A 14,170-nucleotide genomic window follows, 5' to 3' on the forward strand; every position below is an offset into this window, starting at 1 on the left:
CCCTTATTACAGTTCAAATAAAAAAGACTCCTATACTAGGAGCCTTCACTATTTATTAAGAATACGTCTCTTCTTTTTTCACTTGTTCTTTGACAAGTTCCGTAAGCAACTCAATAATCTCAGCATTTTCTTCTTTAAGCCCAACAGTAATACGAATACCATCATGTATACCAAATGCAGCACCAGAACGAACGATATATCCTTTTTTCATTAATCGTTCGAAAGCTTCATTACCAGGTATACCGAGCTTCAAGAAAATAAAATTCGTTTGGGATGGATAGTAGAATACGTTATATTCCTTACAAAATGCATAATATTGATTTAACCCTTCGGCATTTTTCTTCACGCACTCTTGTAAAAACTGTTGATCTTCTATTGCCGCTAACGCTACCGCTTGGGCGATAGTTGATGTGTTAAACGGTAATCTTGCTACCTCGAGCTGCCCTACAAGCTTTGCATCCCCAATCGCATATCCGATACGAAAAGCAGCTAAACCATACGCTTTTGAGAATGTGCGCAGCACCATAAGATTTTCATACTTTTCAAGAAGTGGCAATGTTTGTGGATAGTCTTTTTCCCCCGCATATTCATAATACGCTTCGTCCATAATAATGAGCGCCGACTTAGGTACTGATTCTAAAAATGAAAGTAATTTTTGTTTCTCTACATATGTACCTGTCGGGTTATTCGGATTACAAATCCATACAATCTTCGTTTTGTCATCTACTTGTTGTAACATCGCATCTAAATCGTGAATGCCATCTTTAAGTGGTACTTCACGAACTTCTGCTCCTTCAATAACAGCATGGTGATGGTATTGCGAGAACGTAGGGTTCGCCATTACAACATTTGTTCCATTATGTAGCAAAGCACGACTAATCATTTGAATGACTTCATCTAGCCCACTACCAAATAAAAGTTGTTCCGCTTTTACACCTAAATGCTCTGCTACTTTTTCACGAAGTTCAAAAGCCGCCCCGTCCGGATAGAGTGCATATTGATTGGCTAACGAAGTTAATGCTTCTGTCACACGCGCAGAGCAGCCAAATGGGTTTTCATTCGACGCTAACTTCACAATTTTTGACAATCCATATTCTCTTTTTACTTCTTCAATATTTTTCCCAGGTACATATGCTCTCAAAGTTAACAATTGCTCTTTTACTCTCACTTTTCTTCCCCCAGTCATTGATATGATTTATAATTCCTTACTGTCATCTTTAATCATAACCGTCACCATTACGAGAATACCTCCACATATGCATTTCATACCTGTTCTACAACTTTTCTAGACCATATCCTTTTGAAATGCTTCTAACGCAATATGAACAGTCTCATCTGAAATAGATACGACATTCACTACCCCATATTCCTGCATAAGTACCATATGAATTGTTCCTGCATTCGCTTTCTTATCTTGTTTCATCAGTTGAACGAGGCGCTCTACATTCAAATCACTTGGCATTTTTGGATAGCCGTATTTCAAGAACCACTGCTTCATCTCTTCATAAGCAAGATCAACCTTGTACACTTGCTCACTTAAAAATAAGGCAAATAACATCCCAACCGCTACTCCGTCACCGTGAGTAATATTTCCATATCCTAGCTCTTTTTCAAGAGCATGTCCTAACGTATGCCCAAAATTCAAATGGGCCCGTACACCTTTTTCTGTTTCGTCTTGCGACACAATGTTCGCTTTCACAGGAATCGCCTTCGTTAATATGTGAATTAATTTTTCATCACGAAGATCCGTTAATGTTTGCACTTCTTCTTTTAACCAATGATATAGCTTTACATCACCAATAAGAGCATGCTTTATCACTTCTGCATAACCTGATCTCCACTCTTTTTCAGGAAGCGAATGTAAAAATGGCGTATGATATACAACAGCTTCTGGCTGATGAAACGCACCAATCATATTTTTTCCTAGTGGATGATTAATTGCTACTTTCCCGCCTACTGCGCTATCGTGAGCTAATAAAGTCGTTGGAACTTGGACAAAGCGGATACCACGCATAAACGACGCGGCAACAAAGCCAGCCAAATCCCCAATCATTCCGCCTCCAAGTGCGATAATTAAAGAATTTCTATCTAATTTATTTTCAAGAGCCGAAGTATGAGCCGCATAAAAATTTTCAAAAGACTTCTCTTTTTCGCCACTCGGTACAACAAACGAAAACACGTCCTGCTCTACTTGTAATGCATCAACAACTGTCTGTAAATGTAGTGATGAAACAGCTTCATCAGAAATAATCATTATGTTAGATACAGCAGGATTCATCTTTTGAATAAGCGTTGTTAAATGTGACAACACTTCTTTTCCAACATGTACATCATATTCTTTTGATTTCGTTTGAATATGTATGTTCTCCATTAAAATCCCCTCGCATATTCATTATGTTTCTCAATATTTTCACGTATAAGATCGATACGATCTAATCCAAATTGTTCAATTAAAGCTGTTGCGAGCTCCCAAGCGACAACAGCTTCAGCCACAACGCTAGCTGCCGGTACTGCACAACTATCCGAACGTTCAATACTCGCTGTAAAAGGTTCTTTCGTATCAATATCAATACTTTGAAGCGGCTTATATAATGTCGGTATCGGTTTCATCACACCACGCACAATAACCGGCATACCAGTTGTCATACCACCTTCTACTCCACCTGCATTGTTCGTTTTTCTTCTGTACCCTTGCACTTCATCCCAAAGGATTTCATCATGCACTTCACTTCCAGGTCTATGCGCAGCTTCAAAACCAATTCCAATTTCAACACCTTTAAAAGCGTTAATACTCATAATTGCCGCTGCTAATTTTGCATCTAATTTTCTATCATAATGTACATAGCTACCTACTCCAATTGGCATACCTTCTACAACTACTTCAACAATACCGCCGATAGAATCACCATTTGCCTTCGCATCATCAATTGCTTGCATCATCTTTTTACCTGCTTCTTCATCTAAACAACGTACAGGAGATGATTCTGTAGTACTTTGTAATTCCGCAATAGAGTTATACGTAATATTTTCTGCCTGTACACCACCAATTTCGATAACATGTCCCGCTACTTGTATACCTAATTCTGCTAATATCCTTTTTGCAACTGCACCAGCTGCAACACGAACTGTCGTTTCACGTGCTGAAGAACGCTCTAATACATTTCTCATATCTCTATGACCATATTTAATCGCACCATTTAAATCTGCGTGTCCAGGTCTAGGTTTCGTAACTTGCCTTTTCATTTCTTTCTCTTCCTGCTCAGTTAACGGCTCTGCGCCCATAACCTTTGTCCAATGGGTGAAATCACGATTTTCAACAACAAGTGCAATCGGGGATCCCATCGTCTTCCCATGCCTAACACCACTCACAATTTGCACTTGGTCTTTCTCAATTTGCATGCGTCTACCGCGTCCATATCCTTTTTGTCTTCTAGCTAATTCTTCATTTATATCATTCGCTACTAAAGATAATCCTGCCGGAACACCTTCTAAAATTGTCGTAAGTTGCGGACCGTGGGATTCACCAGCTGTAATATATCGCATACGTTATTCCTCTTTTCGCATATGTATTTATCCCGCTACATAAAGTAGCAATGGTATCTTTCATCATTCTATAAGAAAACATTGAAATTATATAGTAAATCGACTACTTGCTTTATCCTGCTTGTAATCATTCTATCATTTTCATAACGTTATACCCTTTACTTTACATACCAATATATCATAACAGTCCTAACTTCGTAACAAATCAAAATAAAAAAAGTGCAAGAAGAATACCCCTATTCTTCTTGCACTTTTTACTATTATCACAGTTATTAAAGCGTTTACAAATTATTTTAAAATAATTAGTAAATCCATTGATTCATTAATTTTGAGTAGTCTACTAATTCTTCTTCCTTAAAGAAAATAGCAATCTCGCGCTCTGCACTTTCTAAAGAATCCGAACCGTGGATAATGTTTTTCGCAACAGTTACACCGAAATCTCCACGAATTGTTCCAGGAGCAGCTTCATGTGGTCGTGTTTTACCCATCATATTACGCGCTGTATCTACTACACCTTCACCTTGCCATACCATTGCGAATACAGGGCCAGATGTAATAAAGTCTACTAATTCACCAAAGAAAGGTCTTTCTTTATGCTCACCGTAGTGTTGTTCAGCAATTTCAGGAGTCACTTGCATTAATTTTGCACCAACTAATTGAAAGCCCTTTTTCTCAAAACGAGCTACAATTTCCCCAATGAAGGCACGTTGTACACCGTCTGGTTTTACCATTAGAAATGTTTTTTCCATAAAAAATCTCTCCACTTCTGAATTATGTATGTAATTGTATATCCCCACACACATATTAACACCCTTATCACAATTGTGCAATAGTTTTGAAATAGAGAGATTATTTTATTTTTTAGAAAAAACACTAAAATTTTCGTTTTCCAATATACTTTGCGACATTTTGCAAAGCATACTTCGCCTGTCCACGCGGGAGTGGTTTTATTATTTCTAATGCTTTATGTAAATAACGTTCACTAAACGAAAATGCTTTATCAATAGCTTCGCTCGCTTTAATATCATCAATAATTTCTTTCATTTCACTTGCTGCTGTATTTTCATTCACAGAAATAATTTTCTCCCGAAGAACTGGATCTTCCATGGCATACAAAACAGGTAATGTAATGTTACCTTGTAGTAAATCACCACCAGCAGGCTTTCCAAGCTTCTCTTCTGTCGATACGAAATCTAAAATATCATCAATAATTTGATAAGACATACCAACAAAATATCCATACCAAAATAGACGATTTACAGTATCACGATTAGCACCAGCAGCAATCGCTCCTAACTGACAACTCGCAGCGATTAATAATGCTGTTTTTCGTTTTATCCTTCTTAGATATGTTCTTAAATTTTGATCATAGTTATACTTATCTTTAATTTGTTCGATTTCACCTTTACAAACTTCTAAAATTGTATGAGATAGTGCCTGATGTGCATCTGGAATTTCTATATTTGTTATACATTCAAGAGACTTCGCAAACAAGTAGTCTCCTGTATACATTGCAATACGATCTCCCCATTTCGCATTCACTGTTGCGCTACCGCGTCGTAAAAACGCAGCATCAATGACATCATCGTGAACAAGAGAAGCCATATGAATAAGTTCTAATGCAACCGCAACATGCTTAATTGCATCTAACTTATAATCACCAAATTTCCCTGCAAGCAAAACAAAAACAGGGCGAATCCGCTTCCCACCTGCTTCAATAAGCTGTAATGCGGCTTCTTCTACTAACGGCTGCTCAGAAGCAACTGTCTTCTTCAATTCTTTTTCTATAACATTAATATCCGATCGTAAAAAAGAGTACATAAGTTGTAACTTCATATTGTTCACCTTAACCTAAAACGTCTTTTTTCTATTTTGATTCTGGTTTAAAACCTAAATGCATAGCTGCTACACCAAAAGTAAATGGTTTCACTTGCACATTCTTAAGCCCAGCTTCTTCAAACATACTCGCTAACTCTTTCATCCCTGGGAATGTACTAGCGGATTCCTGAAGCCATGAATATTCTTTATAACTTTTTGCAAACATCTTTCCAAATAACGGCATGATATATTTAAAGTATAAGACATACCCTTGACGAAAACCAATCATTGTTGGTTGAGATGTTTCTAAGCAAATCACTTTTCCACCAGGCTTTACTACACGCGTCATTTCTTTTAATACTTGCATGTAATCCGGAACGTTACGTAGCCCAAAACCAATCGTTACATAATCAAACGTATTATCTTCAAAAGGAAGTTCCATTGCATTTCCATGCATAAGTTCTACTTGCTTTAATTCTAAAGCTTCTACCTTTTGTTTACCGACAGCTAGCATATTTTCGCTAAAGTCTAAACCGTAAACCATTCCATTTTCCCCTACAGCTCCTGCTAACGCAATTGTCCAATCAGCTGTGCCACAGCAAACATCGAGTGCCTTACTCCCAGGTTTCACCTCCATAATTTTCATCGTTTCTTTGCGCCATACCTTATGCCTTTGAAAACTAATTACAGAATTCATCACATCGTATTTATCAGAAATTTTCTCAAATACGTCATGTACTCTTTCTTCTTTTGATTGTTGCATGCTCGTACCTTCTTCCAATGTAAAGTTGCTTATGTCCTTGATTTATCTCTTAACATAGAAATTATTTCATTAACTTCTGTATGATTCTCTAAAAATTTTTCTTCCTGCTTTTTCATTTCCATAAGCCATTCATTAATAACTGTTTCCAGATTTTTATCATCATCCAATGAGATTTTTTGAACCGCTTGAAAAACAGGTGAATTTTGTTTATCAGCATACAATTGACACTCTTTTTGAAGACGATTTTTTCCTAATACATAAGTTATATATGGTTTCCAATTGGATAAATGAAAATGATCACATGTTTTTTGCAACAGCGCAGATTCAATTATTACTACACTTTCCATTATGTCTTGAATCGTCACATGGGCTTTTTGATATAGCATAATTTTATGCTCATTAATCTCCTTAATCCCTTCAGCAAGTGCGCGAATTAAGATAATATCACAATTCATTGACAATAAGTAATAGTATAGACCACTATAATAATCGCCTGCAAGCACTGTCAATTGACGACGCTTATGGAATCCACTCGTCTCTTCGTTTGCTTTATTTGATACTTTTTCATGTGTATCAAGAGCAATTTGTACAAGCATAATCGTTACTACATAATGATCAATTTGTTCTTTATGTATATTTGCATCCTTTAATGCACCGTATAACAGCGCTATTTTTTCTTCATCAATAAATGGTTCTTCAATATAGTTTATAAAATAAGGATGGCGTAATTTCTCCATCAATTTCTCTTTAATACCCGCATACCCTCCGTAGATGTCACACACAAAAAATCACCCTTGTTTTCTAATTCATAAAATTTATTATAACACATACATTCTATTTTCTATAATCAAAACTTGGCTACTTCTGCCAAACTGTCACCGAATGCAGCCTCAACTTTCATTCATACGAATCACCTTCATCACTAACAACTACAAACATTCATTTTCACAAAAGGAAGATGTAACTTTTAACTTTTATATTCTTGCTCTTTCATACTAAAACTATATCATTTATTTGCAAAAAAAAAAAGAAAAGCAGTTTCCCGCTTTTCTTTACTTCGTCTTAATAAACGATAAAATTTCACTACGTGCTGCTGCATCATTTTCTAGCACGCCGCGCACTGCAGTCGTTACTGTTTTTGCACCAGGCTTTTTCACACCACGCATCGTCATACACATATGCTCTGCTTCTACTACTACCATTACACCATGCGGCTCTAGTACTTCCATAATAGAGTTAGCTACTGTTGATGTAATACGTTCTTGTAATTGCGGACGACGCGCAATTGTGTCTACAGTACGAGCTAATTTACTTAATCCCGTTACTTTTCCACCTTGCGGAATATATGCAACGTGAGCAACTCCATAAAAAGGCACAAGATGATGCTCACACATCGAATAGAATGGTATATCTTTTACTAGTACAAGCTCTTCGTGATCTTCTCCGAATACTTTGTGTAAATGCTCTTTTGGATCCTCATGCATCCCTGAGAATACTTCTGCGTACATTTTCGCAACACGTTTCGGTGTATCAAGTACTCCCTCGCGATTTGGGTCGTCTCCGATTGCCTCTAAAATAAGACGTACTGCGTGTTCAATTTGTTCTAAATTAACTTTTGCCATCCGCTAGCCCTCCCGAAAAACCTAAAAGTGATACGAACACATTCTAGCATATTTATGTTTTTAAAAGCAAAAAGAAGAGTTTCCAAAAAGGAAACTCTTCTTCCCTGTTAATATGTAAGGATTATTTAACCGCATCTTTTAACGCTTTACCAGGTTTGAATGCAGGTACTTTACTTGCAGCGATTTCAATCTCCTCACCTGTTTGTGGGTTACGACCTTTACGAGCCGCACGCTCACGAACTTCGAAGTTACCGAATCCGATAAGTTGTACTTTATCACCTTGTTTTAAAGCTTCTAAGATAGAATCAAAAACAGCGTCCACTGCTTTTGTTGCGTCCTTTTTAGAAAGGGAACTTGCTTCTGCAACAGCATTGATTAAATCTGTCTTGTTCATGCCATTCACCTCCTCCCAAAGATAAGACTGTATAATGATCATAAAATGAGTCTTACTTTCATTTGTAGGCAATTTTTACAAATTCTATACTACAAAGATGTAGATAAATCATTATCAACGCCTATATTATACGATTCTCCTTTATAATTCAATATTTTTAAGGAAATTGTTACTCTTAAAATGTGAAAATCTGATGAAACTTGACAACTTACAACAAAGTATTAGATAATGACTGTTTATTTTACTATTACATACTCCAAAATAAAAAAATCCCTCTGCAATTAGAGGGATTTTTTCTTATAATATAATCGCAATTAATCCGCCAGATCCTTCATTAATAATTCTTTCTAGCGTTTCTTTCAATTTATAACGCGCGTTTTCTGGCATTAGAGATAGCTTCGCTTGAATTCCCTCTCTAACAATCGAGCTAAGAGAGCGTCCAAATATATCAGAATTCCAAATTGATAGCGGATCATCTTCAAAATCTTGCATCAAATAACGAACTAGTTCTTCACTTTGTTTTTCAGTACCGATAATCGGTTCAAATGTTGATTCTACATCCACTTTAATCATATGAATAGACGGCGCAACCGCTTTTAATTTAACACCGAACCTTGAGCCGTGACGAATAATTTCCGGCTCATCCAAGCTCATATCAGCTAATGCAGGCGCTGCTACTCCATATCCGGTTTGCTTTACCATACGCAGGGCATCCGCAACTTGGTCATACTCTGTTTTCGCATGAGATAAATCGAGCATAAGCTTCAACAAATGATCTTTCCCTCGAATTTCTACTCCTACTACTTCTTTTAAAATTTGATCATACAATTCATCTGGCGCATATAAATCAATCTCCGCCACACCTTGCCCCATATCGATGCCAGCTAGACTTGCTCGATCAATAAATTCATATTGACTAAACTGCCAAACGACACGGTCCACATCACGAAGACGTTTTATATCCTTTACAGTCTCTTGAACTGCTTCCTGATAACTTTGGCGTAACCAATGTCTTTCATTTAGCACCATTACCCAGCTTGGAAGGTTTACATTCACTTCTAAGACCGGGAACTCAAATAACGCTTCCCGAAGTACATTATACACATCTGTTTCTCTTAAACTCTCTACACTCATCGCAATTACTGGAATATCATATTCTTCTGATAAACTTTGACGTAACTGCTCTGTATCTGGATGATATGGCTGTACAGTATTGATAATCATAATGAAAGGCTTTCCTACTTCTTTTAACTCATTTACAACGCGTTCTTCTGCCTCTATATAATCTCTTCTTGGAATTTCACCAATTGTTCCATCTGTTGTAATAACGACACCAATTGTTGAATGCTCTTGAATTACTTTACGTGTTCCGATTTCTGCAGCTTCATGGAATGGAATAGGCTCTTCATACCAAGGAGTATTAATCATGCGTGGACCATTCTCATCTTCATAACCTTTTGCTCCTGGAACCGTATACCCAACACAATCTACTAATCGAATATTCACTTCAAGACCTTCATCTACTTCAATAGAAACCGCTTGGTTTGGAACAAACTTCGGTTCCGTCGTCATTATTGTACGACCAGCAGCACTTTGAGGTAATTCATCCTGTGCTCTTTGACGGTCTGACTCATTTTCAATATTTGGAATAACAACAAGTTCCATAAATTTTTTTATAAATGTTGATTTCCCTGTTCGAACAGCTCCTACAACTCCAAAATAAATATCACCGCCTGTGCGTTCCGCAATATCTTTAAAAATGTCTACCTTTTCCAAGTGATTCCCTCCCTCAAAATTTTTGGGAATAATTCCACGTTTATAGTCAACTAATACCTTCTCTAACGTTGCCTATAATATCTGATATAATATAATGGTATTCTAGAAGTTCGGACAATATATCAAATAATTTTGTCCAATTTCATATGACTATTTAAAAAATACCTTTTGTTTGCATCGCAAGTTGTTGTATAACATAAAAAACCTTTCTTTTAGAACTTATTCGCTAAAAGAAAGGTTCATGACTTATGATTTAAAAAAAATTGGTTCTCCGTCTTTCACTGTATACGGTAAAGAATATGCAGGAACAAATGGGGAATCTTTCGATAGTATACTCCGAATATCTTCTCCTTCCTTAAATTGTCCTTCATTTTTTTTCAACGCTTCATATAAGTCGATTCTATAATCAACAAACACTTCACCTTTTTCATTGATTACAAGAGGGAGCCCCTTTCCAGAATATGGACTTTTCACTTGCGGTACATCTTTATATCCTAGTTTTTTAAAATCCAATTCATAAACACCATCCGCAATTACTTTTTTAAACGGTGGATATTGATGTTCATCACGATACATCCTTAACTTTAATGCCACTTCTTGAATTTGTTCCGCCATCCTAACATCAATTAACTTTACTGTCGGATTTGTTTCAACATCTATTAATACATATTGATATACGCCTCCACTTTCATATGCATTCCCTGGCGCCTCTTGTATGTACCTTGGAGCAATTTTTTGAAAATCAATTGGATATTTTTGATAAATCGGCGTACTCATATCACGCGTCTTAATTGGTAATAAACCATTCGTTTGTTCCTTGTATGTAGTAATAGCTTTTTGAACAACTTGTAACTGATCTTCATAAGGAATAGCGTTTTGTTTCATATTTTCTCTCGGATACATACACCCTGTCAAAATGCTTATGCAACAAAATATTAAAATAATATGGATTTTTTTCACTGGTAATCACCTTTTCCTGCTAGTATGGACTGTTCCTTTTGTAACATTTACAGACTACACATCCTCTACTGCTCAATAGGACCACTAAATACAACAAGGAAAATAATAATTCCAGATACAATCATGAGGGTGTACGCTACTAAAGCTGTAATCCCTTTCAAAATTTTATTATTCATTTTATGCCTACTTAATAAAATAAAACTTACTGCAAGAAACATAAATCCAATTGCCCCTAAAGCAAACCACATTTTCATAAGCCCTTCCGACATATATACACCCCTTTACTTTCAATCTATTTTTATACTATTTTAACAAATTAAAATCTTTAAACAAATAAATTTCATCATTTTGCCGTGAATTGACGAAATTTATTTAAAATAATAAAACCGAAGCACAAAATGATGCGCTTCGGTTGACCAAATATGCCCTTACCAGCTCTATTCCCATTCTTTCATAACTATCATATGCATTCTCTAAACTCTTTGTTTCTCATAATTTATTTTTTAAACATTTTACTTAACGAACCAAAATCCGCTGGCATATTATTGTTAATGATCGCTTTTACAATTTGATCCTCTTGCTCTTTCGGCACTTCACGTCCTGCCATTAGAGCAACTTGATGAATCAATTGACGAAGCACTTGCTCATCACGCAAGTTCGCATTTTGTACAGATGATGCTAATTTAAAAATATCTTCTTTATTCACTTTCGCTTCTTTTTCAATGTTACTAAAAATGTTGTTATCCATTTTTTTCACCCTCTCCTCAAGTTACTCTTCATCCTATGCGGAAATGAAAAATTGGTGAAAAAACCCAGAAAATAAAAAACGGTAGAAGTACAAAATGTACTTCCACCGTTTTTTTATAACAAATCAGGTATCGCCTCAACCTCATGTTTTCGAACACGTCCCATTAATGAGCCTACTGCATCTTTCACATTATTCCCATTGAATAGCACGTCATATAAAGCAGCTGTAATCGGCATTTCAACTTCCATTTTCTCTGCCAATTCATGAGCAGCTTTCGTTGTTCTTACACCTTCTACAACCATACCCATACTTTCTAACACTTCTTCTAAAGAATGTCCTTTTCCAAGCATATTTCCAGCGCGCCAATTTCGGCTATGAACACTTGTACAAGTTACAATTAAGTCTCCCATACCAGTTAGACCAGCAAACGTTAACGGATTCCCACCCATTTTTCTTCCTAAACGAGCAATTTCCGTTAAACCCCGTGTCATTAATGCCGCTTTTGCGTTATCACCTAACCCTAGACCATCCGTTATCCCAGCAGCTAATGCGATAATATTTTTTAACGCACCACCAAGTTCAACTCCAACGATATCTGGGTTTGTGTATACACGGAAATAACTATTCATAAACAAATCTTGTACTTCCTCAGCCGCTTCCATACGCTTTGCCGCAGACGTAACCGTCGTCTCTTGACGTAAACCAACTTCTTCAGCATGACTCGGTCCAGACAGTACAACAACGTCTTTAATCAAATTCTCTGGAATTTCTTCCTCAATCACTTCCGAAATACGTTTTGACGTACCTGGTTCGATTCCTTTACTTGCATGAATCCAAGTAATTGGTTCCGTAACAATTCCCTTCATCTCTTGCAATACGTCACGATACGCTTTCGTCGGTACTACTAGCAGTACTGTATTTACATCTACTAACGCTTCTTCTAAAGAAGAGTAGGCTGCGATTGTGCTTGGCAATGTAATCCCCGGAAGATATTTACTGTTCTCATGCTTCGTATTAATTTCATTCATGAGCTCAGGACGGTTTCCCCAAATACGTACATCATGTCCATTGTCAGCTAATACCATCGCTAACGCTGTTCCCCAGCTACCTGCTCCTACTACTGTGATTTTTGTCATAAAATCACATCCTCTCCATTAGTCTCTTGCTCTAGCGATAATGTGAATCGGCGTTCCTACAAAACCGAACGCTTCACGTAAACGATTCTTTAAGAAGCGCTCATATGAAAAGTGCATTAATTCTGTATCGTTTACAAATATAACAAATGTTGGTGGTTTTACCGCAACCTGTGTCGCATAGAAGATTTTCAGACGGCTACCATTATGAGTTGGTGTTGGATTCATCGCTACCGCATCCATAATTACATCATTTAATACGTTTGTTTGTACACGGATGCTATGACTTTCATTTACCTCATTGATAACCGGTAATAACGTTTGTGTACGTTTTTTCGTTTTCGCAGATAAGAATACAATCGGCGCATAATCCAAGAATTGGAAATGAGCACGGATGTTTTCTTCAAATGCTTTCATTGTTTTTTCGTCTTTTTTCACTGCATCCCATTTGTTTACAACAATAATAACAGCTCGTCCTGAATCATGAGCATATCCAGCGATTTTTTTATCTTGCTCAATAATTCCTTCTTCTCCGTCTAAAACAACTAAAACAACGTCAGAACGTTCAATCGCTCTAAGTGCACGAAGTACACTATACTTTTCTGTACTTTCGTATACTTTTCCTTTTTTACGCATACCAGCTGTATCGATGATTACATAATCTTGATCATCTTTACTATATGGTGTATCGACAGCATCACGTGTCGTTCCCGCTATATTACTTACAATTACACGTTCTTGACCAAGAAGTGCATTTACAAGTGATGATTTCCCTACATTTGGACGTCCAATTAAAGAGAAACGGATTGTTTCATCGTCATACGCTTCTTCTTCAATCTTTGGAAAATGATTTGCAGCTTCATCTAACAAATCACCAAGTCCTAAACCGTGTGTACCTGAAATCGGGAATGGCTCGCCAAATCCTAATGCATAAAAATCATAAATATCACTACGCATTTCTGGATTATCAACCTTATTTACCGCAAGTACAATTGGTTTTTTAGAACGATATAAAATTTTAGCAACTTCTTCATCTGCTGCAGTTACACCATCGCGACCATTCGTCATAAAAATGATAACATCTGCTTCATCAATCGCTACTTCCGCCTGTTGACGAATTTGTGTCAAGAACGGCTCGTCTCCAATATCAATTCCACCTGTATCTATAATGTTAAACTCATGATTTAACCATTCTCCCGCACTATAAATACGGTCTCGCGTTATTCCTGGTATATCTTCTACGATTGAAACTCTTTCTCCAACAATCCTATTAAAAATAGTAGATTTTCCTACGTTCGGGCGGCCTACTATTGCTATTACTGGTTTCGGCATATACTTTCATCCTTTCAACTTGCTTCTGTTTATTATGTAAAAAACCCTTCTTTGTGCAAGAAGGGATTTGCATTCCAGAAT

At 36.7% G+C, this 14,170-nt stretch carries 15 protein-coding genes; all 15 read right to left on the reverse strand.

Annotated features, from left to right (window positions below):
• Positions 1 to 55: 55 nt before the first annotated feature.
• The 15 genes from hisC to der all read right to left on the reverse strand — a co-directional run bounded on the left by hisC (position 56) and on the right by der (position 14,089).
• A complete protein-coding gene (hisC, locus tag SJY24_RS22705) occupies positions 56 to 1,168 on the reverse strand; it encodes a histidinol-phosphate transaminase (RefSeq protein ID WP_377866278.1) in 1,113 nt (370 codons plus the stop codon).
• A gap of 117 nt (positions 1,169 to 1,285) precedes the next feature.
• A complete protein-coding gene (gene aroB / locus SJY24_RS22710; RefSeq protein WP_377866279.1) occupies positions 1,286 to 2,371 on the reverse strand; it encodes a 3-dehydroquinate synthase in 1,086 nt (361 codons plus the stop codon).
• Positions 2,371 to 3,543, reverse strand: a complete 1,173-nt coding sequence (aroC, locus tag SJY24_RS22715) for a chorismate synthase (protein ID WP_377866280.1) — start codon at positions 3,541 to 3,543, stop codon at positions 2,371 to 2,373. The genes aroB and aroC overlap by 1 nt, the downstream gene beginning before the upstream one ends.
• A 302-nt stretch (positions 3,544 to 3,845) precedes the next feature.
• The gene (gene ndk, locus SJY24_RS22720) at positions 3,846 to 4,292 is read right to left on the reverse strand and encodes a nucleoside-diphosphate kinase (RefSeq protein WP_000415879.1); all 447 of its coding nucleotides are present in this window, start codon (positions 4,290 to 4,292) and stop codon (positions 3,846 to 3,848) included.
• A gap of 124 nt (positions 4,293 to 4,416) precedes the next feature.
• Entirely contained in the window at positions 4,417 to 5,379 is a 963-nt protein-coding gene (gene hepT, locus SJY24_RS22725) for a heptaprenyl diphosphate synthase component II (RefSeq protein ID WP_098499109.1), read from the reverse strand.
• A 31-nt stretch (positions 5,380 to 5,410) separates the two neighbouring features.
• On the reverse strand, positions 5,411 to 6,124 hold the full coding sequence (locus tag SJY24_RS22730; RefSeq protein WP_377866281.1) for a demethylmenaquinone methyltransferase: 714 nt from the start codon (positions 6,122 to 6,124) through the stop codon (positions 5,411 to 5,413).
• Between the two features lie 29 nt (positions 6,125 to 6,153).
• Positions 6,154 to 6,906: a heptaprenyl diphosphate synthase component 1 gene (locus SJY24_RS22735; RefSeq protein ID WP_000332838.1), complete on the reverse strand. Its 753-nt coding sequence runs from the start codon at positions 6,904 to 6,906 to the stop codon at positions 6,154 to 6,156.
• Between the two features lie 270 nt (positions 6,907 to 7,176).
• Complete coding sequence (gene folE, locus SJY24_RS22740) at positions 7,177 to 7,746, reverse strand: GTP cyclohydrolase I FolE (RefSeq protein WP_001151482.1); 570 nt, start codon at positions 7,744 to 7,746, stop codon at positions 7,177 to 7,179.
• A 121-nt stretch (positions 7,747 to 7,867) separates the two neighbouring features.
• A complete protein-coding gene (locus tag SJY24_RS22745) occupies positions 7,868 to 8,140 on the reverse strand; it encodes an HU family DNA-binding protein (protein WP_001043860.1) in 273 nt (90 codons plus the stop codon).
• Between the two features lie 297 nt (positions 8,141 to 8,437).
• Positions 8,438 to 9,916 carry a stage IV sporulation protein A gene (gene spoIVA / locus SJY24_RS22750; RefSeq protein WP_098499108.1) on the reverse strand — a complete coding sequence of 493 codons (1,479 nt, stop codon included), beginning with the start codon at positions 9,914 to 9,916 and terminating at the stop codon, positions 8,438 to 8,440.
• A gap of 246 nt (positions 9,917 to 10,162) precedes the next feature.
• Positions 10,163 to 10,876, reverse strand: coding sequence for a hypothetical protein (locus SJY24_RS22755; RefSeq protein WP_098499107.1), 714 nt, complete (start codon positions 10,874 to 10,876; stop codon positions 10,163 to 10,165).
• Positions 10,877 to 10,941: 65 nt separating this feature from the next.
• Positions 10,942 to 11,145, reverse strand: coding sequence for a DUF2768 domain-containing protein (locus tag SJY24_RS22760; protein WP_098499106.1), 204 nt, complete (start codon positions 11,143 to 11,145; stop codon positions 10,942 to 10,944).
• A gap of 227 nt (positions 11,146 to 11,372) precedes the next feature.
• A complete protein-coding gene (locus SJY24_RS22765) occupies positions 11,373 to 11,624 on the reverse strand; it encodes a stage VI sporulation protein F (RefSeq protein ID WP_000369757.1) in 252 nt (83 codons plus the stop codon).
• 113 nt (positions 11,625 to 11,737) lie between these two features.
• Positions 11,738 to 12,760: an NAD(P)H-dependent glycerol-3-phosphate dehydrogenase gene (locus SJY24_RS22770; RefSeq protein WP_098499105.1), complete on the reverse strand. Its 1,023-nt coding sequence runs from the start codon at positions 12,758 to 12,760 to the stop codon at positions 11,738 to 11,740.
• 18 nt (positions 12,761 to 12,778) lie between these two features.
• The gene (der, locus tag SJY24_RS22775) at positions 12,779 to 14,089 is read right to left on the reverse strand and encodes a ribosome biogenesis GTPase Der (protein WP_001125886.1); all 1,311 of its coding nucleotides are present in this window, start codon (positions 14,087 to 14,089) and stop codon (positions 12,779 to 12,781) included.
• Positions 14,090 to 14,170: the final 81 nt, after the last annotated feature.

It is taken from the genome of Bacillus sp. R86525, assembly GCF_042466195.1.
Classification (GTDB): Bacteria; Bacillota; Bacilli; order Bacillales; family Bacillaceae_G; genus Bacillus_A; species Bacillus_A nitratireducens.

Excerpts from the sequence above, each read along its gene's own strand:
- aroB (WP_377866279.1), bottom strand. The coding sequence starts at position 2,371 with ATGGAGAACATACATATTCAAACGAAATCAAAAGAATATGATGTACAT.
- aroC (WP_377866280.1), bottom strand. The coding sequence starts at position 3,543 with ATGCGATATATTACAGCTGGTGAATCCCACGGTCCGCAACTTACGACA.
- ndk (WP_000415879.1), bottom strand. The coding sequence starts at position 4,292 with ATGGAAAAAACATTTCTAATGGTAAAACCAGACGGTGTACAACGTGCC.
- hepT (WP_098499109.1), bottom strand. The coding sequence starts at position 5,379 with ATGAAGTTACAACTTATGTACTCTTTTTTACGATCGGATATTAATGTT.
- SJY24_RS22730 (WP_377866281.1), bottom strand. The coding sequence starts at position 6,124 with ATGCAACAATCAAAAGAAGAAAGAGTACATGACGTATTTGAGAAAATT.
- folE (WP_001151482.1), bottom strand. The coding sequence starts at position 7,746 with ATGGCAAAAGTTAATTTAGAACAAATTGAACACGCAGTACGTCTTATT.
- SJY24_RS22745 (WP_001043860.1), bottom strand. The coding sequence starts at position 8,140 with ATGAACAAGACAGATTTAATCAATGCTGTTGCAGAAGCAAGTTCCCTT.
- SJY24_RS22760 (WP_098499106.1), bottom strand. The coding sequence starts at position 11,145 with ATGTCGGAAGGGCTTATGAAAATGTGGTTTGCTTTAGGGGCAATTGGA.
- SJY24_RS22765 (WP_000369757.1), bottom strand. The coding sequence starts at position 11,624 with ATGGATAACAACATTTTTAGTAACATTGAAAAAGAAGCGAAAGTGAAT.
- SJY24_RS22770 (WP_098499105.1), bottom strand. The coding sequence starts at position 12,760 with ATGACAAAAATCACAGTAGTAGGAGCAGGTAGCTGGGGAACAGCGTTA.
- der (WP_001125886.1), bottom strand. The coding sequence starts at position 14,089 with ATGCCGAAACCAGTAATAGCAATAGTAGGCCGCCCGAACGTAGGAAAA.